This is a genomic window from Paenibacillus brevis (assembly GCF_018919145.1).
GTDB lineage: Bacteria > Bacillota > Bacilli > Paenibacillales > Paenibacillaceae > Fontibacillus > Fontibacillus brevis.
This window is the reverse complement of record NZ_JAHLQJ010000005.1, coordinates 155,392-180,580: the sequence shown is the minus strand read 5'-3', so window position 1 is coordinate 180,580 and position 25,189 is coordinate 155,392. Positions and strand designations below refer to the sequence as shown.

Genomic DNA, 25,189 nt, shown 5'->3' with positions numbered 1-25,189 from the left:
AAATAACGTTTATGGTTCATAATATACTGCGATTTTAATGGTTATGCAATACTTTTGAACTAAAATCATTGAGGAAGTTCAAAAAATGGCTATAATAAAGTTGGAGGGATCGGGATGGACGGATTTCAGAAGAGAAAAGAAGTGAAGACGAAGGCAATTTTAAAGAGCGCTCTTTCACTCTATTTGCAAAAAGGGGTCCAGGATACGACTGTGGCTGAAATCGCTGCTGATGCCGGAGTATCCAAGGTTACGATATTTAACTACTTCGGGACAAAGGACAACCTGATCCGCGAGGTCATTCTGCACTATATATCCGAGGTATATGAGGAGTTCCATGCCATCGTGCATGGTGACCTGAGCTTTGAGACCAAGCTGGAGAAGATGATGTTCTTAGAGAGCGCCGAGATGGAGCACAACTCCTCGGAATTTATCGATGAGGTAATGAAGGAATATAACAGACCGGACAGCCGGGTCCGCGAGTTGTACGAGCAAGAAGGTCTTGAGCTCTATATGAACTTGTTCATGCAAGGAAAGAACGATGGGAAGATTCATGATGAACTGACGATTGAAGCCATGATCGTCTATCTGAGCATATTCACTGAAGGGCTGCGCAAGAAATCCGTCTACAGTTCGGTTCTGCCTTATACGAAGGAAGTCATGGAATTGTTCCTGTATGGACTGGCCGGAAAGAAATAAGGTTAAATTTATGAAAAGCAAGACGCCGTATTCTGTCTGCCGTCAAGACAGGATACGGCGTCGTGTGCATTTAGATGTGCTCTGCATTGACAAAGCAGTGCAGGTGAAGCGGAGACAGAACCTTTAGCCCTTCTCCGATTTCAAAATCCAGGTCAGCCGCCAGTTGTTGTCCTGATTTTTTGAAATAAATATAGTAAAGACCAAGAATTTCTTCCGACAGTTGACTTTTATGCAGACGCATAGCATGGAATTTCTGCTCGTAATACGGGGTAATGTCAATAACGGTATTCGGTTTGGAAGTGAAGTAGAAGCCGATGGCGGCGGGCTGCCATGGAGTTGTCTGCGTGCCCTTTGGATAGGACGGCAGAGAGCTGCTAATGACTGCGTGTGCCGCCGCTCTTCCGGTAACGATATGATCATAATGCGCTTCGTAATTCAACCAAGGATCAGGACAGAATACCGCTTCCGGCTGAACCTGACGGATGATTTCGGCTATTTTTTGAGAGAGCGAGGGGATGTCCTGCAGGGTTCCGTCCTCATAGCCAAGTGTATAAAAGAAGGATGCCCCCAGATGTCTGCCCGCTAATTCCGTCTCTTGTACTCTTGCTTCGGCAATCTGTTCATGGGACAAGCTAACGTCCAGTGCGCCGAGATCCCCGTTTGTAATCGTCAGATAATGGATCTCACAGCCTCTTGCAGCGTAGCTGGCGATAATTCCCCCCATTCCGATTTCATTGTCGTCGGGGTGAGGCTGAATGCACAGGATTTTCCGACAGCCGGTAATGTCAGGCGGCGCCAATAGCTTGTTGATTTCATTCAGCGATGAGTTCATCATAAGATCGCTCCTTTGTATGGAAATGGATGGATGGAACGTACAATTCTGATGACATGTCTATGGATCACCCTGAAAGGGTGGTTCTCCTTCTCTCCAACTCATGCTGGACATGAATCCTTTGTTGCTCGGTAATTCCATAGAACAATACGGGAATAATGGCGGCGGCAAAGCACAGGGCGGGAAGCATTAGCATCATAAAGCTGAGTCCATTTTGCAGCTGTGCGGTAACGGGCTGATTTTCCACATAATGAAGCAGACCCAGCCCTGCGCCGATCATCATCCGTGACACAGCACCGCTAAATTTAGAGATGAAGGTGTTGGTCGAGAAGACGATGCCCTCGCCGCGAAAGCCGAGTCTCCATTCGGAATAATCAATCGTATCAAGCAGCATGGAGGTGCTGACCACGGTCGCCATTCCGCAGAAGAAAAAATTGAATCCAAGCATAATCAGAATAAGAACGGGATTCTGCTGTCCTAACAAAAATGTGATCGTACATGAAAGACAGCCGAAAAGACAGGAGAAAATATATAGTCTCTTTTTAGGGAAACGATGAAGCAGCTTCGGTGTAGCTCCCATCCCCAGAATCATTCCAACCACCAGACTAATACCGATTTTCATGACAAAGCCGGCATCCTGCCACACATAAACAACGTAATACAGCTGAATCCCTTGCATTAAATTAATGACCAGATTCATGACGAGCAGGGAGAAAAGCAGGACGAGCAAAGGTTTGTTCTTATAGACGGTCTGGATATTACGGTGAAAAGAGATGCGTTCAACCGGAGGGGCAATCCGCTCTCTGGAAGTAAAGCCGGCAAGAAAGATCAGGACTGCCGCGATAATACCGATGAGGATGGCGGAGAGTAAATAGGCACGCGAATTTCGTTCCCCGCCAAAGGAAAGCAGGAGCTGAATCCCGCCGATCGTGATCACGACGACCCCGAGCATTCCGCCGATTTTGCCTAGAGTCACCAACAGATTCCGCTCTTTGGGCGCCGTGGAGATCACGGAGGATAAAGCCCATAATGGGGTATCGCAGACGGTGTAGAGCATGCCCCAGAGCAAATAAGCCGCTGCGGATATCGCGAGTGTGATGCCAGGTGAAGCGCCGAAATCCCAGAAACACAGGACGGTTGCCGCAGCAATCAACCAAGGGGCGAACAGCAGATAGGGGCGGAATTTCCCCCATCGGCTTCGCGTTTTGTCGGCAATCATGCCCATCAACGGGTCCAGGCACGCATCGACGATGCTGGCAACGACGAGAATGAGACTGGCGGTGGTAGCCTTTATGCCGAGCAGGTCGGTGTAGAAGAAAAGGATATAGGCGGACATGAAGCTGTAAAGCATGTTTTGCCCGAGCAAACCGCCGGAATAGAATACTTTCTCGCGTGCCGGGACCCTTTCCTCCATGATCTCAGATCACTCCTTGTTTTTTGTCTGATATATACCTCGATCTGGAAGGAATGTCAAACAGTTCTTTCCTGTTAATTTTTCTACCCTGATCCCGGTGAACTTTCCCCCCTGCTGAATCGTATTTCACGCTATGATGTATAAATAGGGGCTTTCCAGGCTCCCGAATCTTACAGAGGCAGTTCAAAAAGTCACCTTTTGATCACGAAGTATTGCAAGGAGTTGATTCGGCGTCGAATCTTGCATTCACCCTTGAAGTCCGAGCGGATGCTTGCGAGGCATGCTTCCTTTGGAAGCATTTCACTCACGCAGGTTCTGCCTACTCTCCGTCCCTCCTTCTTCGGGTTCTCGCAATCTTCTCGGTGCTGAAAACCTGACTTTTTGAACTCGTATTTACAGGGGAAGTAATCAGGAAAGGGTGAAGCTTACGGACAGAATCCTTAGGCGGCTGAAAAATATAACATTCAAAAACCGGATCATCTTCATCTTTCTCATCAGCAGTTTAGCGCCGTTCATCTGCCTGGGCTTCATCTCCTTTTATACGATTGATTCGATTATCGGCAATAAAGTGGAGAGTGCCTTGCAGAGTAATCTGAAGCAGGATTTGATGACTCTTGAGAATGCGCTGAGCAATATGAGCCATGTCTCCCAGCAGCTTGCATACGGGGTCGGAACGAACCGTCTGTTCGAGCAGCTTGCGGCCGAGCAGGAGCCCTACGAGCGGTTAAGGCTTGCTAATGAGCTGCGCAGCGAGTTGAATATTATTACCTTTTCTAACCCCAACGTGGGCTTAGTGCTGTATTATTATCCCGACAAACAAACCTATCAATATGAGAACTTCCGGGTTCGAGGGAACTTTGAGCCTGACAGTCTGCCGGTGCTGTCCACTTATCCGGAGATAACCTACTTTGGCCCGCACACCAGTTATAACGGCTCGATTAACCAATATGTCTTCAGCATCATGCGCAAGGTGAATCTTCCGGATCAGAATGTTTACCTTTATATTGAATCCGGGCGTAATGCGCTCAAGTCTTTGTTCGCGCCCCAGAATCAGAAGGACAGCTCCAGAAGACTGCTGCTTCTTAATGATGATGGTGCAATCGCTTTCAGCGAGGTACCGGATAAATTTCCGGTAAACACGATGTTTCCCGGCGGAAATCCGGAGATGACCTCCGGTTATTCTGGAAAATACTTCTGGAACCGGGAGACCAGCAATCAGGGCTGGAGTATCGTATCCGTCTTGCCCGAGCATGAACTGAAGCAGGAGCGGAACCGCTGGCTGATCCAGATTACAGGCATTTTTTTGATTTTCCTACTGGTAACGGTATTTATGGCCTGGGTGCTATGGAAAATGGTCTATCGTCCGCTGGATAAGTTCCATCGGGAGATTAAGTCGTTGATTCACTCCGATGCAACAGTACAGACGGAGCAGACGTTTATCCCGGAATTTGATTATTTGCTCTATCAGACCCGCAGCATGAAGGGGAAAATCTGGGCTCTATATAACGAAATCGAGCAGAAGGAAAAGCGAAGAGCTGATCTTGAGGTAGAGAAGCTGCTCTACCAGATCAATCCTCATTTTCTGATGAATACGCTGGATACGGTACACTGGCTTGCACTCATGAATGGCCAGACCGAGATCGACAAGCTGGTGCTCAGTCTGAACAAGCTGCTCTATTATAATCTGGGCAAAATGGGAGAGGTCTCGACGATCGGGGACGAGATAGAGGCGCTTAAGGAGTATTTGCAGCTTCAGCAGATCCGGTACGACTTCCAGTTCGATGTAGACCTGGATATTGATGAGCAGTGCCTGGCTTTGCCTAGCCCGCGCTTTTTATTGCAGCCTTTGGTTGAGAACGCCTTATATCATGGAGTTAGCGATGATGGATACATTAATGTCAGCGCAAGGCTTCAAGAGGAAGAACTCGTTATCGTTATTCAGGATAACGGGGAAGGTATGACTCCCGAGAAGATAGCCAGTCTGTTGCATGACGACAGCAAGGAAAGTCATAAGGTTGGGATGGGGATCGGCATGAAATATGTGAAGAGAATTTTGAGAGCCAATTACGGTGATACGGCGGGGTTGTTCATCAAGAGCGACCTGGGCAAAGGAACGGTAGTTACACTTCGGCTTCCCATTAACGGGGGTGAACAGATAGGATGATTCGCGTCCTGATTGTAGATGATGACAAGCTGGTTCGGAAGGGACTTATCTCCGCGATGCCCTGGCAGCAATTTGAGATGGAGGTCGTCGGAGAAGCCAACAATGGCGAGAATGCTTTGAAATTCATGGAATCCAATCCGGTGGATCTTTTGATGACCGATCTTTCCATGCCGGTGATGTCAGGAATTGAGCTGATGAGGATCGTCCGGGAGCGCTATCGTCAAGTCAAGATAGTCGTCCTGACCCTCCATCAAGACTTCGAATACATTCAAGAAGCGCTGAGGCTCGGGGCGATTGATTACATTGCAAAAATTCAGTTGGAGAAGGAACAATTCGAGGAGGTGCTTGGTCGGGTCAGCCGGTTGATGAAGCAGAAGGAGTCGGGTTCAACCAGGCCGGATCCGGATAGCAGCTGGGAGAGGGAAGGCATAAATACCCTGCAGCTCTGCTATATACTAAATCCATCCGCAGATGCGGCGGAGTCAGGCCAGGTACCGCCCTCCGCTGTCGAAGCGGAGCCCGGGGTCTGGTATTGGCATGATGAGGAAGCCGGGGATGGGGGTACGGAGGCGGAGCCGGAATATCAGCCTGGACCCGGTGTGGCCCGGGTCACGCTGTCCGGGCTGGAGGGACTTGATCGCAAGACGATTCTTCAGGTCATTCGTTCCTATAAGAAGCACGACTTGTTCTATGACTATGAACCTTCCTCCCCGGTTAATTATGTGGATGCAAGGGAACTGGTGAATAGGGACTCCGCGGAACAGAGTCCCTCCATGGATTCCATCCGGGACCGCTGGAGCGGAACGGAATGGATTTATGAGGACCGGCTATTCTATAGGCTGTTGCAGGAATTGAAGGGAATGAGACTCCCGTCGGTGCGATTGATCCGGATTTTCATTTCACTCTCGGATGAATGGAACCGGTTGTACAGGCCAACCTTGGAGGAACCCATCACGATGGAGGATTACTATCCAAGCTGGTATAGCTTTGAACTGTGGTTGGCAGGGGCCCGGGATCAGATCCGGCTGGCAGGAGCGAAGCAGCAATTTTCGCTTGAGATCCGCAGCAGCCTGGATAAAGCGATGAACCTTGCCCGCCAGAATCTGAGCCAATCGATCTCTACCGGTGAGATCGCTCAGCTGGTGAATATGAGCAGCAGCTATTTCAGCCAATGCTTCAAGCAGTACACGGGCCAGTCCTTTGCGGATTACGTCCGTGTCACTCGAATGGAGCAGGCGAAGAGCTTGCTGCGCAATACGTCCCGAACAATCCAGTGGATTGCCGAGCAATGCGGTTATAACGATGAGAAATATTTCAGCCGGCTATTCCGCGAGCAGGTCGGCCTGCTGCCGAGCGAATACAGGCAGCAGGCTTCTTCTTCAGAGCAATAGTCCAAGGGTAGAGAGGCGCACGAAATGAAGGTAGACATTTCGTGCGCCTTTTTATACGAAATTTTGCACAAAATCACCGTATTCCAGCGTGAGCGGAACTTGCCGTCACTCCATGCGAATACTCCACGTGGTATGAAATCTATCGCCAGTATCCGCAGGGTTGAATCCGGAAAGCATCAAATTCTCTACCCTGATCGGCGAAAGCTCTCTATCCCGAGCAGCGGGAAGCCCGTGCTATAGTGAAGTCGTCACAAGAAGTAACCATCCTAAAGGGGGAGCAAAATGAAAAAGCATTTGTTGTTATTGCTTTCGGTCATCCTCGTAGCCATGAGCCTGTCTGCTTGCGGCGGCGGTAATAAGAATGCCGGGAGCAACGCTTCGAACAGTCCCGATGCATCGGGCGGCAATAAGGGAACGAACACGCCGGTTGTGGAGGAAGTGGTGGATCCGTTCGCGAAGTTCGACGAGCCTACCGAGATTTCCGTCGGCCGGGGCATCGACCCGAACTACAAGTTTGACGGCACAGATACATCAGAGGATAACGTCTACACCCGCTGGCTCAAAGACAAATACAATATCGTCGTCAAGCACGCCTGGGAAGCGGCTAACGGTACCGATTACCAGCAAAAGGTCAGTCTGGCGATCTCCAGCAACGATCTGCCGGATGCCATGATCGTCAACGAAACTCAACTGAGACAAATGGTGAAAGCCGGACAACTGGCCGACCTGAAAGAAGTATATGAGAAATACGCAAGCCCGGCTTTGAAAGCGGTTTACGACTCCAACCCCGGGCTGCTGGACAGCGTGACCTTCGACGGCAAGCTGTATGCCCTTCCGGAGACGACACTTCCGTCCGCTCCGCTGACCTGGATCCGTAAGGACTGGCTCGACCAGCTCGGCCTGGAGCCGCCGAAGACGCTGGAGGACATTGAGAAAATCGCCCAAGCGTTCATTGACAATAAAATGGGCGGTGAAAATACGATCGGTATCGTCGGCACGCAGCAAGGCGGAACGCTCTATTCTACCTTCCTGAACTCGACGGATCATTGGTATAACTTCTCCTCGATCTTCTTTGCCAACGGCGCCTATCCGGGAATCTGGGTGAAGGATGCGGACGGCAATGCCGTGTACGGCTCGACAACACCAGAGACGAAAGAGACACTTGCCCTGATGAGAGATTGGTATGCCAAGGGCATTCTTGATAAGGAGCTGGGCGTCCGCAAGAGCACAGGCGAGGTTGTAGCAAGCGGGCAGACCGGTATTTTCTTCGGGCCTTGGTGGTCCGCCTATAACAACATTCCTGACAATATCAAGAACGATCCGAAGGCCAACTGGAGAGCCTATGCTGCTCCTCTCGATGCTTCCGGCAAGTTCAATTCCAACTCGGCCACAGGCAGCAGCTATCTCGTAGTCAGCAAGAATTACAAGCATCCGGAGACCGTCATCAAGATGACGACACTCCATCAATGGGGCAAGGATGAAGAATATCAGACCCTGACCGCAGGCAAGCAAATGACCTCGCAAGAGGTGCCGCTGTTCCTGATTCTGGGTGCCGGCGACCAGCTTGAGTATGCTGTGAACTCGCTTCGCGACTACCTAGCAGGCAAAATGACCTTGGAAGATTTCGATAATAACAACTATGGCTGGGCTTATGAAATGGCTAACCATGCACTGAATGTCAAGAAAGATCCGATGGATAACTATGATATCGAATACTGGGATCAAGAGACCGATGCCGGATTCTTCACTCACCTGTACGCCCACTTGAATGGCGGTTCCGCCTTCGTGGATGCCGATATCAACTGGGTACGCAGCATCGCCACGGCTCAGACCAAGACGATGGAGTCCAGATGGACCAACCTGAAGAAGCTCGAGGATGAGACCTTCCTGAAGATTATTATGGGCAGTGCTGATCTGGATTCGTTCGATACCTTTGTGGAGAAATGGAAGGATCAAGGCGGCGACAAAATCACTGAAGAAGTGAACGAACTTAAATAGGTTGATTCTTCGTCAAGACGGGTACCTGGTACTCGTCTTGACATCCTAATAAGGAGATATGAAGCATGCTGAACAAAGGCTTTAACAAGCATTATTATCTGATGCTGCTGCCGGGTCTGATCTGGCTTTTCTTTTACAATCTGCTGCCCATGTACGGCATTCTGACGGCGTTCAAGGAATTTAATCCGGGGCTCGGTATTCTGAAGTCGCCGTGGGTCGGGCTGGAGAATTTTCAATATATGTTCGAGCTTGACGATAGCAAGCTGATTTTCAGAAATACAATCTTGATTGCCTTTTCGAAAATGGTAGGCAACCTGCTTGTTCCGCTCACTTTTGCGCTGATGCTGAATGAAGTGAAGCACAAGCTTTTTACCCGGACGGTACAGACTGCAGTGTATTTGCCCCACTTTCTCTCTTGGGTCATCGTGGCCGGGATGATGCTGGATATTTTCTCTTATAACGGCCCGGTTAACTCGCTGTTGGAAGTATTAGGCGTACAGCCGATGATGTTCTTCACAAATGAAAGACTGTTTCCGGCCCTTCTGGTAGGAAGCGATGTGTGGAAGGAGTTCGGCTTCAATGCGATCATTTTCTTCTCGGCGTTGACCTCGATCAATCCGGAAATGTACGAAGCGGCCGCCATCGACGGGGCTTCTCAGTGGAAGCGGCTGACGAAGATTACGATCCCGAGCATTTTGCCGGTAGCCGTTCTGCTCGCCACGTTGAGTCTGGGCAATATTCTGAATGCCGGATTCGACCAGATTTTCAACCTCTACAACCCGTCCGTCTATTCGACAGGAGACATTATCGACACCTGGGTGTATCGTGCGGGCCTGATCGATATGCAATACGGGCTTGCCACCGCTGTAGGTTTGCTGAAATCGGTGGTCGGATTTGTTCTGATTACGGTCTCTTACAGTCTGGCGTACCGGTTCGCCAACTACCGGATTTTTTAAGACAAAGGATGAAGTCATATGGTTACCGAACGTTCGGCGTTATCCCGATTGTTTAACGGCTTGAATGTCGTTGTATTGATTCTGACCATGCTGCTGTGCCTCTTGCCGGTGTGGTATACCCTGTCCATCTCACTCAGCGACAAAGCTGCGGCTGCGGCAGGGACTGTATTTTTATGGCCCAAGGGCTTTACCTTTGATTCGTACAGGACCATTGTGAATGACAGCCAGTTTCTGAGGTCCTTCTTTATCTCGGTACAACGGGTCGCTTATGGCTCGGCCATCTCGTTCTTTGCGATTCTGTTAATGTCGTATCCGCTTTCGAAGACATCGAAGGAATTTCGCCCGCGAAACATCATCATGTGGCTGCTGATCTTCGTCATGCTGTTTAACGGCGGACTTGTTCCATGGTATTTGACGATGAAGTCACTGGGCATGATCAACAGCATCTGGGGGCTCGTATTAGGCGGAGGATTGCCGGTCTTTAACGTGATTCTGGTCATGAACTACATCCGAAATATGCCTAAGGAGCTGGAGGAATCAGCCTTGATCGACGGCGCAGGACCTTGGCGGATTCTGTTCAGCATTTTGCTGCCGCTGGCGATGCCGGTGCTGGCTACGGTGCTGGTGTTCACCATTGTGTATCACTGGAATGAATTTTTCCAGGGGCTCGTGCTGATGAACAAGGCGGATCATTACCCGCTGCAATCCTATATCCGGCAGGTAGCTGTCGTCATCGACCCGACCAAGATGGATGAGGAATCGGTGAAACGGATGTCCAATCTATCGAACCAGACCTTGAATGCGGCGAAAATCTTTATTTCCATGCTGCCGCTGCTGGTCATCTATCCGTTTCTGCAAAAATATTTCGTCAAAGGCATCACGCTCGGATCGGTCAAGGGTTGAGTGTGCGGCTCATTTTCTAATATTGGCAAATGATTGATTTAGATAAAAGCTAGGGAGCATTTACGTGCTTGCCGATCATCAAAATTTATAGAGTAATTGGCAGGAGGAAGCAGAGACATGCTGACAAGTGAAGCAATCAGTCCTGATAAGGTGCAGGCGATCGGCCGAACGATCGGGTCCAAGACCCTCGGCCCGGTTCAGTCTGTCCGAAGGCAGGAGCAGGACTTGATCATCAGCGCAGAGAACGGGAGTCTGGTTATCCGGATCCTTCCGCGCGGGATGATTCGTATTAAGCTCTTTCCGGGGGTTGCCGGCGAAGATGCAGTTCTCTCGATGAAATCTACCGTTGCGGTTGTACCGCAGGAGAATTCAGAAGGGACATTGCCGGAGGCGCAGCTCATGGAAGAGGGAGACAAGTATACACTTTTGACCAGCGAGGCGATTCTGTCTATCGGCAAGCAGGATGGCGGGATTTCGTTTATGAGCGGCAGCCGCCAATTCATTGCGGATCAAGCTCCGCTGGCATGGGATGAGAGCCTGGCTGTCACCGGACTGTTTACGGCGGGGAAAGCGGTGCATTTCTACGGACTTGGTGAAAAGACGGGGGCTCTCGATAAGAAGGGCGAGCGCTATGAAATGTGGAACAGCGATGTCTATGCGCCGCATGTGCCGGAGATTGAGGCATTATATCAATCCATTCCGCTGCTCGTCGTTCATGAGGAAGACTACACGTACGGTTTGTTCCTGGACAATCCGGGAAGAACGTTTTTTGATATGCGAAGCAACACGGACAGCTTCCTGATGCAGACTGAAACAGGAAGCATGGATTACTATTTCATTCCGGGACCGGATATGAAGGGCGTCGTCTCGCGCTATACATCCCTGACGGGACGGATGGAGCTGCCGCCGCACTGGGCGCTCGGGTATCATCAGTCGCGCTATAGCTATATGTCGCAGGAGGAGGTGCTGGAGCTGGCCCGTACGTTCCGGGAGAAGCAGATTTCCTGTGATGTCATCTATCTCGACATTCACTATATGGAAGGTTACCGGGTCTTTACCTTTGATCCGGAGCGGTTCCCCGACCCCAAGGGGATGATTGCGGAGCTTAAGGGATTAGGCATCCGGATTGTACCGATTGTCGACCCCGGCGTGAAGCTGGACATGAACTACCCGGTGTTCAAGGAAGGGACAGTGAACGGCTATTTCTGCCTGAAGCCGGATGGTCAGCCCTTCGTCGGGCCGGTCTGGCCGGGGATGAGCGTCTTTCCGGATTTTACGGAGGATCGCGCCTCGGAATGGTGGGGAGATTTGCACCGCTTCTACACGGAGATGGGCATCGAAGGAATCTGGAACGATATGAACGAGCCGGCGGTATTCAATCCGTCGATGACGATGGATCTGGATACGGTGCACGGCAATAACGGGGAGCCAGTCAGCCACGGAGAGATCCATAATCTGTACGGACTGTTAATGTCCAAGGCGACGGCGGAAGGGATGAAGCGAAACCTGAACGGACATCGTCCTTTTGTGCTGACACGAGCCGGTTATGCCGGGATTCAGCGTTACGCCGCGGTATGGACGGGAGATAACCGCAGCTTCTGGGAGCATATGGCGATGTCCATGCCGATGGTGCTGAACCTGGGGCTGTCGGGTGTGGCATTTGCCGGGCCCGACATCGGCGGCTTTGCTCACCATGCGAGCGGAGAATTGCTCGTCCGCTGGACGCAGATGGGCGCCTTGTTTCCGTATTGCCGCAATCACAGTGAGCTTCGTTCGATCCGCCAGGAGCCGTGGTGCTTTGGCCCGGAGGCGGAGGAGATTTGCCGTGAGTATATCGGACTGAGATATCGCTTGCTGCCGCTGATCTATTCTGTATTCCGGGAAGCGTCCGAAACCGGACTTCCGGTCATTCGCCCGCTGGTGCTGGAGTATCCGGAGGATTCGAATGTCACGAATCTGTGTGACCAGTTCCTATTGGGTGAGCAATTACTTGCCGCACCGGTATATCGTCCGGGGACGACCTGCCGGGCCGTTTATTTGCCCGCGGGAACCTGGATCGATTACTGGTCCGGTCAGCGGTACGAAGGCGGGCGGCATATTCTGGCGGAGGCTCCGCTCGAACGCCTGCCGCTCTATGTGAAGGCAGGAGCGATTGTGCCGCATCAGCCGGTGGTAGAGTCGACGGCCCTTGAAGCACAGAGGGAGCTAATGATTGATGTGTATTGCTCGGGGGACGAGTCGACAGGTCATTTTGAGTTGTATGAGGATGACGGGCTGACCCTGGATTATGAAGCTGGTGCCTACAGTTTGCGCCGCTTCCGGCTTCAGGAAGAGGCGAGTGTGGTCATGCTGCGCATCGATGCGCTGCATTCCGGCTATGGGACCTCACAGGATACCTGGCGGTTGCGGTTCAAGCATATGCCCTTCTTGCCGGGAGAAGTCGCCGTAGGCGCAATTTCAGCGGACGGAGTCTTTAAAGCGTCAAACAGCCCTGATATTTATTATGATGAAGCCGAGCAAGAATTGACATTATGGATTTCCCGCCCGTCGTCAGACATGGAAATTCGGATTCACCAGAAATAAACCGGGAGGTTAATGCTTTGAATAAACCGACGAAATGGCTCGTTGTCGTTCCGCTCATGATTTCAATCCTGGGGCTCAGCGCCTGTGGAGGGGCTTCCGGCGGAGACACAGGGGAAGTTGACAAGAAGCCTCAGGGAGAGAAGGAGCTCGTATCCCGGTCTGCTCCGGTTCCGGAGTGGGCGGATCAAGCCGTGATGTATGAGGTCAATGTGCGGCAATATACAAAGGAGGGGACGTTCCGCGCTTTCGCCGAGCATTTGCCCCGGCTCAAGGAGCTTGGCGTCGATATTCTTTGGCTGATGCCGATTCATCCGATCTCGGAAGTGAAGCGCAATGGCTCGCTGGGATCGTATTACGCTGTCCGGGACTATAAAGCGGTCAATCCGGAATTCGGAACTGAAGAGGATTTCAGAGCACTGATGAAGGAGGCTCATGATCTAGGCTTCAAGGTCGTGCTCGATTGGGTGGCGAATCACACCGGATGGGATCATGAATGGCTGGGCAATCCCGGCTGGTACACGACCGATGAAGCGGGCAACGTCGTACAACCGCCGGGAACGAACTGGTCGGATGTGGCGGACCTGAACTTTGATAACTCCGAGATGAGGGCCGCCATGCTGGATGCGATGGAATATTGGGTGGAGGAGTTCGATGTGGACGGATACCGCTGCGATTATGCGGGCGGAGTTCCGGCCGATTTCTGGGAAGAAGCCCGCATGTCGTTGGAGCAGCTTAAGCCTGTCTATATGCTGGCTGAGGATGATCAGCAGATCAAGCTGCTCAGCTATGCCTTCAATGCCAATTACGGCTGGCAGTTCTACAATCTGATGAACAGCATCGCCAAGGGGCAAGGGCAGAACCATGAGGAACAGGTGCTCCGCTATGGGGAGCGTCTGACCACGGGCTATCCGAGCGGCACCTATCCGCTGCACTTCACTTCGAACCATGACGAGAATTCATGGACCGGAACGGAATACGAGCGCCTCGGCGAGGCCGTCAAGCCGATGGCGGTCCTGACCTTCACGATGCCGGGCATGCCGCTTATCTATTCCGGCCAGGAAGCAGGACTCAACAAGCGGCTGCAATTTTTCGAGAAGGACGAGATCGTCTGGGATGACCTGGTGCTGCAGGATTTCTACCGGGAATTGATCGGCTTGAAGCATGAGCATCCTGCGCTCTGGAACGGCAAGGCGGGCGGAACATTCGAGCGGCTTGAATCGGAGAGAGAGCCGGTGCTGGCTTTTGCCAGAAAGAAGGAGGGCAGTACAGTAATTGTGGTTATGAACCTGTCCGAAGAGGCGATACAAGGCAAGATTCAGACCGAACCCCTCGCTGGAGCTTACTCCTCCTTCCCGGATGGCGCCCCGGTCTCATTGGGCGCTGAACTGACGGTGGAGCTTGAACCTTGGGAATATCTGATTTATACCCAAGCTGAATAGTGGGACAGAAATGGAACAGCCGCTCTGGGATGATTGATTTTACCTCCCTCGAGCGGCTTTCGTGATACTCGGAAATTCTAATGCCTTTTGTCACTAATTTCGTCGCGTGAGCCATCACCCCGGCAATTTTAATGCATTTCAGGCACTTGATCGGCTGGATTGTAGCGAATAGTGGTTCGTCCCACTTATTCTGCTGCCTTCTAGCCAAAAGTGGAACCGGTTGTGATTGACTTAGAGTGCTCATGGTCAACTAATCCGGTACGACGGAATAACTCTTCCCTGTGTCTTCTGCTGCTTTATAGGCTGTATTACTCCAGTGGTATGAGATATAGAGATTCAGGTCAAGCTAACCAAAATTGGACTTGGATCGAAGGTGCATACGCTTGAAATGGATTGCAGCCACAGCTGTATCAACAATACTGGCGCTTCACAACACAATGCCGGATCACTTATCCATTAACTTTAAAGAGCAGACGGTAGCTAATGTGGAGCGACAGGAATATGAGCAACCAGTCTGGCCCCTTGTGGATCAAGCCAAACTGGATTCGCTGATGAAAAGTCTTGTTCCTGTAGTGTACAAGCAGCCAGAGAACGCCCGATTCGGCAATTCCGGGGCGATCATTCCGGAGGTTATTGGCTATACGCTGGATGAAGAACGTTTTGCTGAGCTGTTTTATGGTTTTATGTATGGAGAAGGCTCTCCAGCGGTTGAGGTTCCTCGAAGGGCGCTTTATCCGCGGGTAGACAGTGAAATATTAGCTCCGCTACGAGAAAAGGCAATCGGCTATTATGTGACTTATTATAATTCCCGCAACCAGAGCCGTTCCCATAATATCCATCTGGCGGCAAAGGCCATCGACAATACGGTTGTTTTCCCCGGGGAGACGTTTTCCTTCAATGAAACGGTGGGAATTCGAACACGGGAAAAAGGTTATATGCAGGCGCCGGTTATCGTACGGGGAGAATTATCCGAAGGGATTGGAGGCGGTATCTGCCAAGTCTCCTCCACTCTATTTAATGCGATTGACCGTGCCGGATTACAGATTGTCCATCGTTATTCGCACAGCAGGCATGTTCCTTATGTCCCTTCCGGACGGGATGCAACGGTCAGCTGGGGAGGTCCTGATTTTGCTTTTCGTAATCCATATAATCAGCCTGTGCTGCTCCGAACATTCTCAGGTCAGGGCAGGGTCCAAATTACGGTGTATTCTTCGGAGATGATCGAATTCTATCCTCGGGAAGTTCCGGGTGTTTCCAAGCCTAAGCGCATGCCGGATGAAATTCGGTTAGAAACCAATGCCGAGTCTGGAGATCAGCTTCAACCTCCTTCTTGAAATGATATAATGATAACAATTCGGGAGAGGAGAAGCGGAAGATGAATATACCTGCGGGAAACAGACAAGAAAATGTGGAGAGATTTACCGGATTTGCGGCCTTGTATGATCAGTATCGTCCAGAGGCGCCGAGGGCAGTTCTTCAGATTCTTGAAAGTTATTTGGGACGGAAGCCGCGACTTGTTATGGATATCGGCTGCGGAACTGGCTTGTCGACAATGGTCTGGAACGGCCATGCGGAGCGTGTCATCGGAGTAGAGCCTAATGACGGGATGAGAGATCAGGCAGAGGCCAAGCTGCGCAGCAGCGGTGCAGATACAATCAGCTTCGTAAAAGGGTTCTCCAATCAGCTGGAGGCTGCGGACGAGTCGGCCGATATTATTACCTGCTCCCAATCGTTCCATTGGATGGAGCCGGTCAGTACCTTGAAGGAAATACAACGGGTGCTTAAACCCGGCGGCGTCTTTGCTGCCTATGATTGCGATTGGCCGCCGGTGATCGGTTGGCAGCTTGAACAGGAGTATGCCCGGTTGATTGCTGCGGGAGACGAACTGCTTGCGCAGCTGGAGACGCCGGGCAGCGGCGCCGTGAAGCGCGATAAGGAGAAGCATCTGTCGGTGCTTCGCGAGAGCGGAGTGTTCCGCTATACCCGGGAAATTGTGTGCCATCATCAGGAGGAGTGCGACGCGGAGCGTTTTATCGGATTGGCGCTGAGTCAAGGCGGGCTGCAGACGGTAATGAAGCTGCATCCGGATGCGCTTGCTCCGGCTAGAGAGTCATTTGAAGCTAGCGTTAGGGATTTGTTCGACGGTAGCCGGAGACCCCTGAGATTCGGTTACCGGATGCGCATCGGAATCAAATAGAGGCTTGAAACGGCGAGTGTTGCGGGTGCATAGATCCCCCTTGTCTTGGCTATGATGGAAGCAAGGGGGTGATGGGATGGATATTACACTCGACGCAGATCAAGTTCTTGACCGGATCAGACAGCTGCACATGGAAGGCGGCTCGGTCAACAAGAAGCAAGTGAAGCAGAATGATCCCCAATTGATGCGCAGTGCCTTGTTTTACTTTCCCAGCTGGGAGCACGCGTTGAAAAATGCAGAGATTGTATGATAAGTCATGAATGATAACGCCAAGAACCGGATGACGGATTCTTGGCGTTTTTTTGTGCTGTTGCAGCACCGGGCCAAATACTTAGAGCCGATGCTGAACTGGTACTGGAATGGAGCGAATTAAGCCCCCTCTTTTGCCTGAAGTTTGATATAATCCTATAAGTTCAAAGTTTTACAGATAACTGTCTGAGCCCATAAGATAACAGGCGGATAATCACCAACGCTGGAGCCGGGCACCGGCCGAGCCCGAAAGTGGATATGGCGGTCCCGGCAATTTGAGTACCTGTGGACAGAAAGGATATGCGATCATGAATACAAGTTTGGCCACAGATTATTTCACCCGGATCCAGGAAGACCTGGGCGTAACATTAAATGAAATTCAGAAGCAGGCGGTCACTCAAACGGAGGGGGCCGTCCTGCTTCTTGCATCTCCGGGGTCCGGCAAGACGACTACGCTCCTCATGAGGATCGGGTATCTGGTACACGAGCTGGGCACCCATCCGTCCCGGATCAAAGCTGTTACTTTCAGCCGAGCATCTGCAGTCGAGATGAAGGAGCGGTATGTCAGGTATTTTCCGGGGCAGAAATCCCAGGTGCAATTCTCGACGATTCATAGCCTCTCCTTCGAAATTGTCAGAGAATATTACGGGAATCAGCCGGATTCGTTCCTGATAATTGAAGGCGGAGCAGATGCCCCGAAGGAGGGGGCTGTCCGGAATGATGCGAGGAATGCTTCTGCCGCCACGGGACACGCCGTCCAACCTCCCTTATATAAGCAGGCTATACTGCGGCATCTGTACAAATCGTTGACCGGAGAACCGTTGACGGATGATCAGATGGAGGAACTGACGACTTATATCAGCTATGTCAAAAACAAGATGCTTTCCGAAGACGAGTGGGGAACCGTCAAAATCAGCATCCCGCAAGCGGAAGGCTTGCTCCGAGAGTACGAGCGCTTTAAGCGCAGCGGCCATTCATGCCTGCTCGTCGACTATGACGATATGCTGACGATGGCCAATGATCTGCTTGCGCGGAACCCTGCGCTGCTGGCGGTCTATCAGGGCAGATACGACTATCTGCTGACAGATGAGAGCCAGGATACCTCACTGGTGCAGCACGATATTCTCGCCAAGCTGGCGCAGCGGCACGGCAATCTGTTCGTGGTCGCAGATGACGACCAGTCGATTTATAGCTGGCGCGGAGCGGAACCGGGATACCTGCTGAATTTCCGCGAGCAATACCCGGCGGCGAAGGTGTTGTTCATGGAGCAGAATTACCGCTCCGTACCGGTTATCGTCGATACAGCCAACCAATTTATCCGGCGCAACAAGCAGCGCTACGACAAGAATATGTTCACGGACAATCAGGATGAAGGCACGGTACGCATCCATACAGCCGCCGATTCCCGGGCGCAAACGGCCTATCTCATAGAGGCACTGCGGAGTGTGGACAGGGACAAGCTTGCCGACACGGCCATTCTGTACCGGAACAATGCCTCCTCGATCGCGGTCATTCACGCGCTGGACCATGCGGGGATTCCTTTTTACATGAAGGATACGGATAATCGTTTCTTCTCCCACTGGGTCGTCGAGGATATATTGAACTTTATGCGGATGACCTTCACGGATAAGCGTCCGGACCTGCTGAGCAAAATCCATCTGAAAATGAACGGATACATCAGCAAGCAACAGATGGCCGAGCTGCTTGGCATCGAAAATCAGGAACCGGTATTCGATAATCTGCTTCATCATGTATCTCTGAAGGATTACCAGATCAAACCGCTGGAGACGGTCCGCGATACCTTCCGAGAGATGAGCGGAATGCCGCCGCTTCCGGCCATTCGGGTCATTCGGGAGCGGCTGGGATATGATAAGGGGCTCGACAGGCTGTGCGAGTGGCAGGGCCACCGCAAAGAGCACATGGTCGAAATTCTGAATACTCTGGAGGAGATTGCGGAGACGCAGGAGACGATGACAGCGTTCGCGGCCAGGCTAAAGACGCTGGAGGCCGCCCTGAAGACGTCAAAGAGACGCAAAGAGGATGTGCCCGCCGTGACCTTGTCGACCTTTCACAGCGCGAAGGGGCTTGAATTTGATCAGGTGTACATGATTGATTTGATGGACGGCATCATTCCGTCGAGTGAGGATTTAAAGGCTTATGCGTCCGGTAACGAGAGCCCGCTGGAGGAAGCGGTCCGATTGTTCTATGTCGGTATGACCCGGGCAAAATTCCATCTGGAGCTGATCTTCTGCCGGGAGCGGGGAGGGGAGAAGACGAGCGAGTCCCGGTTTGTCTCCCATGTCCGTTCTCTTGTGAAGCCGGAGCACACGATCACGTCTGATGGCAGCGCCCGGACGGTGGCCCTGCAGGCCGGAGACGGCGTGAGACACCACAGCTTCGGAATGGGCGAGGTGATCGGAATGAACGGGGATCTGATCGATATCCGGTTCGGTCAAGACATCCGCACCTTGTCCCTCCGAGTCTGTCTTGAGATGGAGCTTTTAGAGGTGCTGAGTATGGAGTGAATGACTTGCATGTGATCTTTTATCCCCGGAAAGATGACATCCTCATGGTAATATGAGGAATAAGAATCAGAAATGATCCGGGAGTGATAGGTATGAACCTAGCTATTGTTAAATCTTCATGCATAGCCTGACAGGGCCGGGAATGCATGAAGAGGATAGAAAAGGGGCCCTGATTCAGGCTTGATCCATCCAAAGAATAACTAAGGAGAGAGCTCAATGAATCTAACCTATCATTGCAAAGCCGCATTATCGCAAAAAGATATTACCCCCGATTTTCCGGTTGAGTTGATTGGCGGTTATAGGGAAGACAGCCAAGCGAGAGGCATCCTGCATCGCCTAAGCGCACAGATCGTTCTGTTCGAGCTCGGACAGGAGCGCAGCTGTTTGATCGCGATAGACAGTCTTGGACTGACTGCGAAGCTATCCGATGAATTGCGTTCGTTAACAGCGAAAGTACTCGGCATTCCTGTAACCAGGGTAATGCTTAATTTCTCACATACCCATTCTGCCCCCGCTCCGTTATCACCGCTAAATGGACAGAGATATTTCACCCTGCTGTGCAGCAAGGTAGCCGAGGCTACCCGGGAAGCGCTGCTCCAGTTGCAGCCCTGCTTGATCGGTTGGTCGGTCACGTATTCGGAATTAGCCGAAAATCGGAGGGATGGATGCTCGCTTGCAGATAAGCGCCTCGGAGCGCTCCAAATCGTTAATGCGGCTAACGGCCGCCCGTTGGCCTTGATTCTAAGGATCGGCGCACATCCCAATATCCTGATGGAGCATACGGATATATCAAGCGATTATTTCGGGATGACCCGAGACAAGCTGTCGGATGAATTCGGATGTCCGGTCATGCTGCTTCAAGGAGCGTCTGGAAATCTCAAGCCTAGAGGAGTAAACACGATTAACGGAGGTACGCTGCAGGATGTGGAGCGAATTTCCGACCTGATTCTGCAAGATGCTAAGCGGCTTCATTTTGAACCGAGCCAAGTAGAGCGCCTCTCCCTGTATAGCAGGAAGATCGAATTTCATTCTGACGTGCCCTCAAAGAAGCAGGCACTGCAAATCGCCGATGAGGCGCGAGCTCGGTTTGGAATAGAGGGGGCGTCCTGGCTGGACGAGTGCGAACGACTTAGACAGGCTGGCATCGTGAGCCAAATCCAGGAGACGAGTGTCCAGTTTTTCTTCCTAAATGAAGGTTGTTTTTGCGGCTTGCCGGATGAGATTTTTTGTGAAATATCGCTTGAAGCCTCTCTCAGAGTCGAGTCGCAGCTGTTGTTCCTTAATGGCTACACGAATGGCTGCACGGGCTATCTGCCTCATCGTGAGGAGTGGGAAAAGGGAGGCTATGAAACATTATACAGCTATCTGATGTATTATCCTTATCACGGTCATGTCCTGCCGTTCCGGAAGGATACCGCCCGGCGCATCGTAGAGCTTGTTGTAACGGAATGGTACCGCGAGAGTGTCGGTTAAGCTATAAATGACGCTTGACTTCGGACGTATGGTTGGATTATTGTAGTACACAATATCAATATTCAGGCGATGACCGAAGACATGATTTCCGATATACGGGCTGCACAGAGAGAGGAGCACTGGCTGCAAGCTTCTCCGGCAACGGTCGGCGATTACCCCTTTGGAGCTGTGGCGTTGAACCTGTTTGGTGTGAAGGCTGTAATACTTCCCTGCACCAGACGGCGAGTAAGCATCACCGGTTGATCCCCGTTAACAGATACTGATGAGGGTCTTTGACTTCTGAATCCTCCTGCTTAGCTATATTGGCTGAGGGGAAGAGATGAACTGCAGGTCAAGACCGAAGCAGGGTGGAACCACGAGTCGAACGCACTCGTCCCTAAGTGGACGAGTGCTTTTTTGCGTGCACTTGTCCCGAATAGCCAGGCGTTCAAATTCAATAATCGAAGAATGGAGGAAGGATGATCATGGTAATTCAAATCACATTGCCGGATGAGACTGTAAAGGAGGTGCAGCAAGGGACGACAATCCGGGAAATGTCAGGTCTGATCGGGACCGGATTAGCTAGGCAGGCCGTGGCCGGCAAGGTTGACGGCAGGGTAGCCGACCTTGATCGTCCTCTTGTGGAGAACAGCCATTTGGAGATCTTGACTTTGGACAGCCAGGATGGACTGGAAATCATGAGACATAGCTGTACCCACGTCATGGCGCAGGCAGTCAAGCGGATTTTCGGAGAAGAAGCGGTCCGCTTGGGCATCGGTCCCGTTATTGAGGACGGGTTCTATTATGATATGGCGTTGCCGCGTCCGCTATCGACGGAGGATCTTGCTTCGATCGAGCGGGAAATGAATGCAATTATACAGGAGAACCTCCCGATAACCCGCAGAGAAGTTTCCCGCGAGGAGGCCCTCGCATTATTTGAGCAGCAGGGCGAAAGACTCAAGGTGGAGCTTATTCATGATCTGCCGGAAGAGGAAGTGATTACTCTTTATGAGCAGGGTGAATTTGTTGATTTGTGCCGGGGGCCGCATGTGCCGACAACTAGGCGGATCAAGGCGTTCAAGCTGTTAAGTGTTGCGGGGGCCTATTGGCGGGGGAATTCCGACAATGAGATGCTTCAGCGTATCTATGGCACTGCCTTTGCCAGTGCGGCTCAGTTGAAGGAGCATTTGCAATTTCTCGAGGAAGCAAAGCGCCGGGATCATCGCAAGCTCGGTAAAGAGCTGGAGCTGTTCATGTTCTCGGAAGAAGCTCCCGGCATGCCGTTCTATCTTCCTAAGGGAATGACGATCCGGACGATTCTTGAAGACTTTGCCCGTGAAATTCAGCGGCAGCGTGATTATGAAGAGGTTCGCACCCCGCTGATGATGAACAACCGGATTTGGGAGCAGTCGGGTCATTGGGATCACTATAAAGACAACATGTACTTTAGTTGGGTGGATGAGACCAAGTATGCCCTGAAGCCGATGAATTGTCCGGGGCATATGCTGATTTATAAGAACAGTCTGCACTCCTATCGCGAGCTGCCGATTCGGATTTCGGAATTCGGCCAGGTTCACCGGCACGAGATGTCCGGTGCTTTGGGAGGCATGATGCGGGTTCGCACCTTCTGTCAGGATGATGCCCATCTATTTGTACTGCCAGAGCAAATCGAAGAGGAGATTGGACAGATCATGGATCTGATCGACTATATGTATCGGGTTTTCGGCTTCGAGTACAAGATTGAGCTGTCTACCCGGCCAGAGGATTCCATGGGCTCGGAGGAACTCTGGGAACGGGCGGAATCCTCACTGCGCAACGTGCTGGAGCGGCGGGGAATCGATTATGTGCTTAATGAGGGGGATGGGGCATTCTATGGCCCCAAGATTGATTTTCATATTCTCGACGCCTTAAAGCGGAGCTGGCAATGCGGCACGATTCAACTGGACTTCCAGATGCCCGAGAAATTTAAGCTGAGCTATATCGGGGAGGATGGACTGAAGCATCGGCCGGTCGTCATCCACCGTGCTGTCTACGGTTCTATTGACCGCTTCATCGGTATGCTGACTGAGCATTATGCAGGAGCATTCCCGCTATGGCTGGCGCCCGTGCAAGTGAAGCTGCTTCCGGTATCCGATCAGGTGCTGGGATATGCGCTGGAGGTCAAACGTTCGTTAGCAGAAGCCGGCATACGGACCGAGCTGGATAGCCGTCAGGAGAAGCTGGGCTATAAGATTCGTGAGGCTCAACTGGAGAAGGTGCCGTATATGCTCGTCATGGGCGATAAGGAAGCCGATGCGGGAACCGTATCTGTAAGAAGGCGCGGAGAGGGCGATTTAGGGCTTATAGAGTCTGGGGAGCTGATCGCGCGAATCGTATCGGAAATCAAGCAGAAGCAAGTTTAAACCGATAAAAAGAGCCGTTGGGGACATGGTCTTGAATCGGCTTTACTCCGGCTGTGGTTCGGGTAAATATGCAGTAGATGCAAGGTGCTTGTTCAAAGCTTTTCTGATCCATGAAGGAGGGGCGCTCTCGCCAGCGTTAGCGATCCCTCCTTCTATAACACCCTGCTGCGATTGTAATACGGCTATGTCTGGTTCCTTTCTAAAGAATATACATAATCTATGTGCTCGCCGATAAAATCCGCAACATTCTGACTGTTCCTTCTCTGATGCATTTTGAATCCAACACTTTCATACATTCGTTGAGCAGGGATTAGGTCATCATTGGTGGTTACAATGATTTTTCTTGTCTCCTCTTGGAGGATTCGATTCATCGCTTCTTGAAGCTGCAGCTTGCCATATCCATGACCTTTGTATTTTGAAAGGATGCAATTATGTCCAATTTCCGCGTATTCCGGCATATTCCTCGGGTCCCAGACCACAAATCCGATGGGCTCATCGTCCAATGCCGTGATAAATGCGCATTTATCTGCAATCTGTGAATGTTCAAAGAAAAAATCATCACAATCCTGCCAATCGGAATGACAGCTTTGTTCGTATCTGCCGTCAAATAAGTACGCATCAGTCAGTAATGCCAAAAGTGTTCCCCGCGGAAATTCGCTCACTTTTTTAAATTCAACGCTCATATACTAATCCTCCACCTCATTTTCATTTAGTCATCCCTGAGTCACGGAAGTGAACTGTTGTAAACTATGTAGATCTTAAACGGGCACTGTCTCCCTATCAATATCTTTTATTACAATTGAATAGCCGAATAGTTCATTCTCGCGCGAACGATAGAAGTCAATTTTAATGGGGTATGCTATAATATGGAATCGGAAAGTGAATGTCATGATAAAGGCAGGAAAAACGGATGGATATCAAGATTAAAGATGTCGCAAAGGTAGCCAATGTATCGGTAGCAACCGTATCGCGCGTGTTGAACAACAGCGGTCTGGTCACCGAAGCGACCCGGAGAAAGGTTCAGGAAGCAATCGAAGCGATGAATTACCATCCGAATGCGACAGCCAAGTTCTTGCGATCCAAGAAGACGATGATGATCGGTGTGATCGTCTCGGATATTAACGTGTCCTATTATGCCGAGATTGTAAAAGGAATTGAGAATATGGCCTATTCCAGAGATTATAAGGTCATCATTTGCGATGCCCAGAATCAGAAGGAAGAGGAGCTTGGATATTTGGAGCTGCTGTTAAACCGGACGGTGGATGCGATGATTCTGGTCTCGATTAACGGATCGATCTCCGATGAGCTGATTTGTAATCTGGTGGATAAGAATTATAACATCGGCGTAGTGGGCCGATATATTGAGCACCCCGGTGTGCCTTGCATTTTTACCGATAATGTCAAGTTCTCCATGGATGTTGTCGGTCATCTGATCGGGCAAGGCCATAAGAACATTGCCTTTCTGAGTGGATACCCGGATGCCCTGGACAGTTATGAACGTCTGGAGGGCTATATGAAGGCGCTCAGGGAGAACCGGCTGCCCTTCCGCCAAGAGCTGATTGAGAACGGCGACTTTAATGAAGAAGGCGGCTATCATGCCTTTAAGCGCCTGATCGAAAAGGAAGTGGATTTCACCGCCGTATATTCAGCTAATGATGAGATGGCACTTGGCGTATATCGGGCCTGCGCGGAAATGGGGATTCGGATTCCGGAGGAGCTGGCGATCGTAGGTGTCGACAACAACCGGATATCCAAATACATTTCGCCTCGGCTAAGCACGGTCAACCAACCGAAATACGCAATGGGTGCATTAATAACAGAGAAGCTAATAGACCAGATGAACGAGAATCAGTTCAAGGAACAAAGGGTATTCAAGGTGGACTCCGAGTTGCTGGTAAGAGAGTCCTCGAAATTTGTGAAATAAATTGCAGGAATTTCTTTTATACTCCATATTGTAATCGATTACAATTGATGATATAGTGACGGTA

19 protein-coding genes are annotated in these 25,189 nt (G+C 51.1%); 16 read left to right on the top strand and 3 right to left on the bottom strand.

The features are described from left to right. Nucleotides 1-114 precede the first annotated feature (114 nt). On the top strand, nucleotides 115-696 hold the full coding sequence (locus KQJ23_RS07610) for a TetR/AcrR family transcriptional regulator (RefSeq protein ID WP_216478255.1): 582 nt from the start codon (nucleotides 115-117) through the stop codon (nucleotides 694-696). A gap of 70 nt (nucleotides 697-766) precedes the next feature. Here the strand turns inward: KQJ23_RS07610 and KQJ23_RS07605 are convergent, their stop codons facing one another. Together KQJ23_RS07605 and KQJ23_RS07600 are read right to left on the bottom strand one after the other, a co-directional pair. Continuing rightward, a complete protein-coding gene (locus KQJ23_RS07605; protein WP_249529585.1) occupies nucleotides 767-1,531 on the bottom strand; it encodes a PIG-L deacetylase family protein in 765 nt (254 codons plus the stop codon). A gap of 64 nt (nucleotides 1,532-1,595) precedes the next feature. Beyond that, entirely contained in the window at nucleotides 1,596-2,942 is a 1,347-nt protein-coding gene (locus tag KQJ23_RS07600; protein WP_216478254.1) for an MFS transporter, read from the bottom strand. A gap of 418 nt (nucleotides 2,943-3,360) precedes the next feature. Between KQJ23_RS07600 and KQJ23_RS07595 the strand changes: the two genes are divergently transcribed. The 14 genes from KQJ23_RS07595 to thrS all read left to right on the top strand — a co-directional run bounded on the left by KQJ23_RS07595 (nucleotide 3,361) and on the right by thrS (nucleotide 23,201). Continuing rightward, entirely contained in the window at nucleotides 3,361-5,106 is a 1,746-nt protein-coding gene (locus KQJ23_RS07595; RefSeq protein WP_346779361.1) for a sensor histidine kinase, read from the top strand. Then, entirely contained in the window at nucleotides 5,103-6,497 is a 1,395-nt protein-coding gene (locus KQJ23_RS07590) for a response regulator transcription factor (RefSeq protein ID WP_216478253.1), read from the top strand. Before KQJ23_RS07595 ends, KQJ23_RS07590 begins: the two co-directional genes overlap by 4 nt. A 282-nt stretch (nucleotides 6,498-6,779) precedes the next feature. Continuing rightward, nucleotides 6,780-8,495: an extracellular solute-binding protein gene (locus tag KQJ23_RS07585; protein ID WP_216478252.1), complete on the top strand. Its 1,716-nt coding sequence runs from the start codon at nucleotides 6,780-6,782 to the stop codon at nucleotides 8,493-8,495. A gap of 65 nt (nucleotides 8,496-8,560) precedes the next feature. After that, nucleotides 8,561-9,451 carry an ABC transporter permease gene (locus tag KQJ23_RS07580; RefSeq protein WP_216478251.1) on the top strand — a complete coding sequence of 297 codons (891 nt, stop codon included), beginning with the start codon at nucleotides 8,561-8,563 and terminating at the stop codon, nucleotides 9,449-9,451. 18 nt (nucleotides 9,452-9,469) lie between these two features. Then, nucleotides 9,470-10,354 carry a carbohydrate ABC transporter permease gene (locus tag KQJ23_RS07575; RefSeq protein WP_044482328.1) on the top strand — a complete coding sequence of 295 codons (885 nt, stop codon included), beginning with the start codon at nucleotides 9,470-9,472 and terminating at the stop codon, nucleotides 10,352-10,354. 117 nt (nucleotides 10,355-10,471) lie between these two features. Further along, the gene (locus KQJ23_RS07570; protein ID WP_216478250.1) at nucleotides 10,472-12,937 is read left to right on the top strand and encodes a glycoside hydrolase family 31 protein; all 2,466 of its coding nucleotides are present in this window, start codon (nucleotides 10,472-10,474) and stop codon (nucleotides 12,935-12,937) included. A 17-nt stretch (nucleotides 12,938-12,954) separates the two neighbouring features. Then, nucleotides 12,955-14,376 carry an alpha-amylase family glycosyl hydrolase gene (locus KQJ23_RS07565; protein WP_249529584.1) on the top strand — a complete coding sequence of 474 codons (1,422 nt, stop codon included), beginning with the start codon at nucleotides 12,955-12,957 and terminating at the stop codon, nucleotides 14,374-14,376. 383 nt (nucleotides 14,377-14,759) lie between these two features. Further along, nucleotides 14,760-15,710: a VanW family protein gene (locus tag KQJ23_RS07560; RefSeq protein WP_249529583.1), complete on the top strand. Its 951-nt coding sequence runs from the start codon at nucleotides 14,760-14,762 to the stop codon at nucleotides 15,708-15,710. 41 nt (nucleotides 15,711-15,751) lie between these two features. After that, nucleotides 15,752-16,573 (top strand): class I SAM-dependent methyltransferase, encoded by an 822-nt coding sequence (locus tag KQJ23_RS07555; protein ID WP_216478248.1) that lies wholly within the window; start codon nucleotides 15,752-15,754, stop codon nucleotides 16,571-16,573. A gap of 76 nt (nucleotides 16,574-16,649) precedes the next feature. After that, entirely contained in the window at nucleotides 16,650-16,823 is a 174-nt protein-coding gene (locus KQJ23_RS07550; RefSeq protein ID WP_216478247.1) for a hypothetical protein, read from the top strand. A gap of 307 nt (nucleotides 16,824-17,130) precedes the next feature. Next, nucleotides 17,131-19,347: an ATP-dependent helicase gene (locus tag KQJ23_RS07545; RefSeq protein ID WP_216478246.1), complete on the top strand. Its 2,217-nt coding sequence runs from the start codon at nucleotides 17,131-17,133 to the stop codon at nucleotides 19,345-19,347. A 216-nt stretch (nucleotides 19,348-19,563) separates the two neighbouring features. Next, entirely contained in the window at nucleotides 19,564-20,820 is a 1,257-nt protein-coding gene (locus KQJ23_RS07540) for a hypothetical protein (RefSeq protein ID WP_216478245.1), read from the top strand. Nucleotides 20,821-20,901: 81 nt separating this feature from the next. Then, nucleotides 20,902-21,063 carry a hypothetical protein gene (locus KQJ23_RS07535; protein ID WP_216478244.1) on the top strand — a complete coding sequence of 54 codons (162 nt, stop codon included), beginning with the start codon at nucleotides 20,902-20,904 and terminating at the stop codon, nucleotides 21,061-21,063. A gap of 221 nt (nucleotides 21,064-21,284) precedes the next feature. Then, nucleotides 21,285-23,201: a threonine--tRNA ligase gene (gene thrS, locus KQJ23_RS07530; protein ID WP_216478243.1), complete on the top strand. Its 1,917-nt coding sequence runs from the start codon at nucleotides 21,285-21,287 to the stop codon at nucleotides 23,199-23,201. Between the two features lie 182 nt (nucleotides 23,202-23,383). Here the strand turns inward: thrS and KQJ23_RS07525 are convergent, their stop codons facing one another. Further along, nucleotides 23,384-23,884: a GNAT family N-acetyltransferase gene (locus KQJ23_RS07525; RefSeq protein ID WP_216478242.1), complete on the bottom strand. Its 501-nt coding sequence runs from the start codon at nucleotides 23,882-23,884 to the stop codon at nucleotides 23,384-23,386. Nucleotides 23,885-24,111: 227 nt separating this feature from the next. On the opposite strand from KQJ23_RS07525, the gene KQJ23_RS07520 reads away from it, so the two are divergent. Continuing rightward, nucleotides 24,112-25,125: a LacI family DNA-binding transcriptional regulator gene (locus tag KQJ23_RS07520; RefSeq protein WP_216478241.1), complete on the top strand. Its 1,014-nt coding sequence runs from the start codon at nucleotides 24,112-24,114 to the stop codon at nucleotides 25,123-25,125. Nucleotides 25,126-25,189 lie beyond the last annotated feature (64 nt).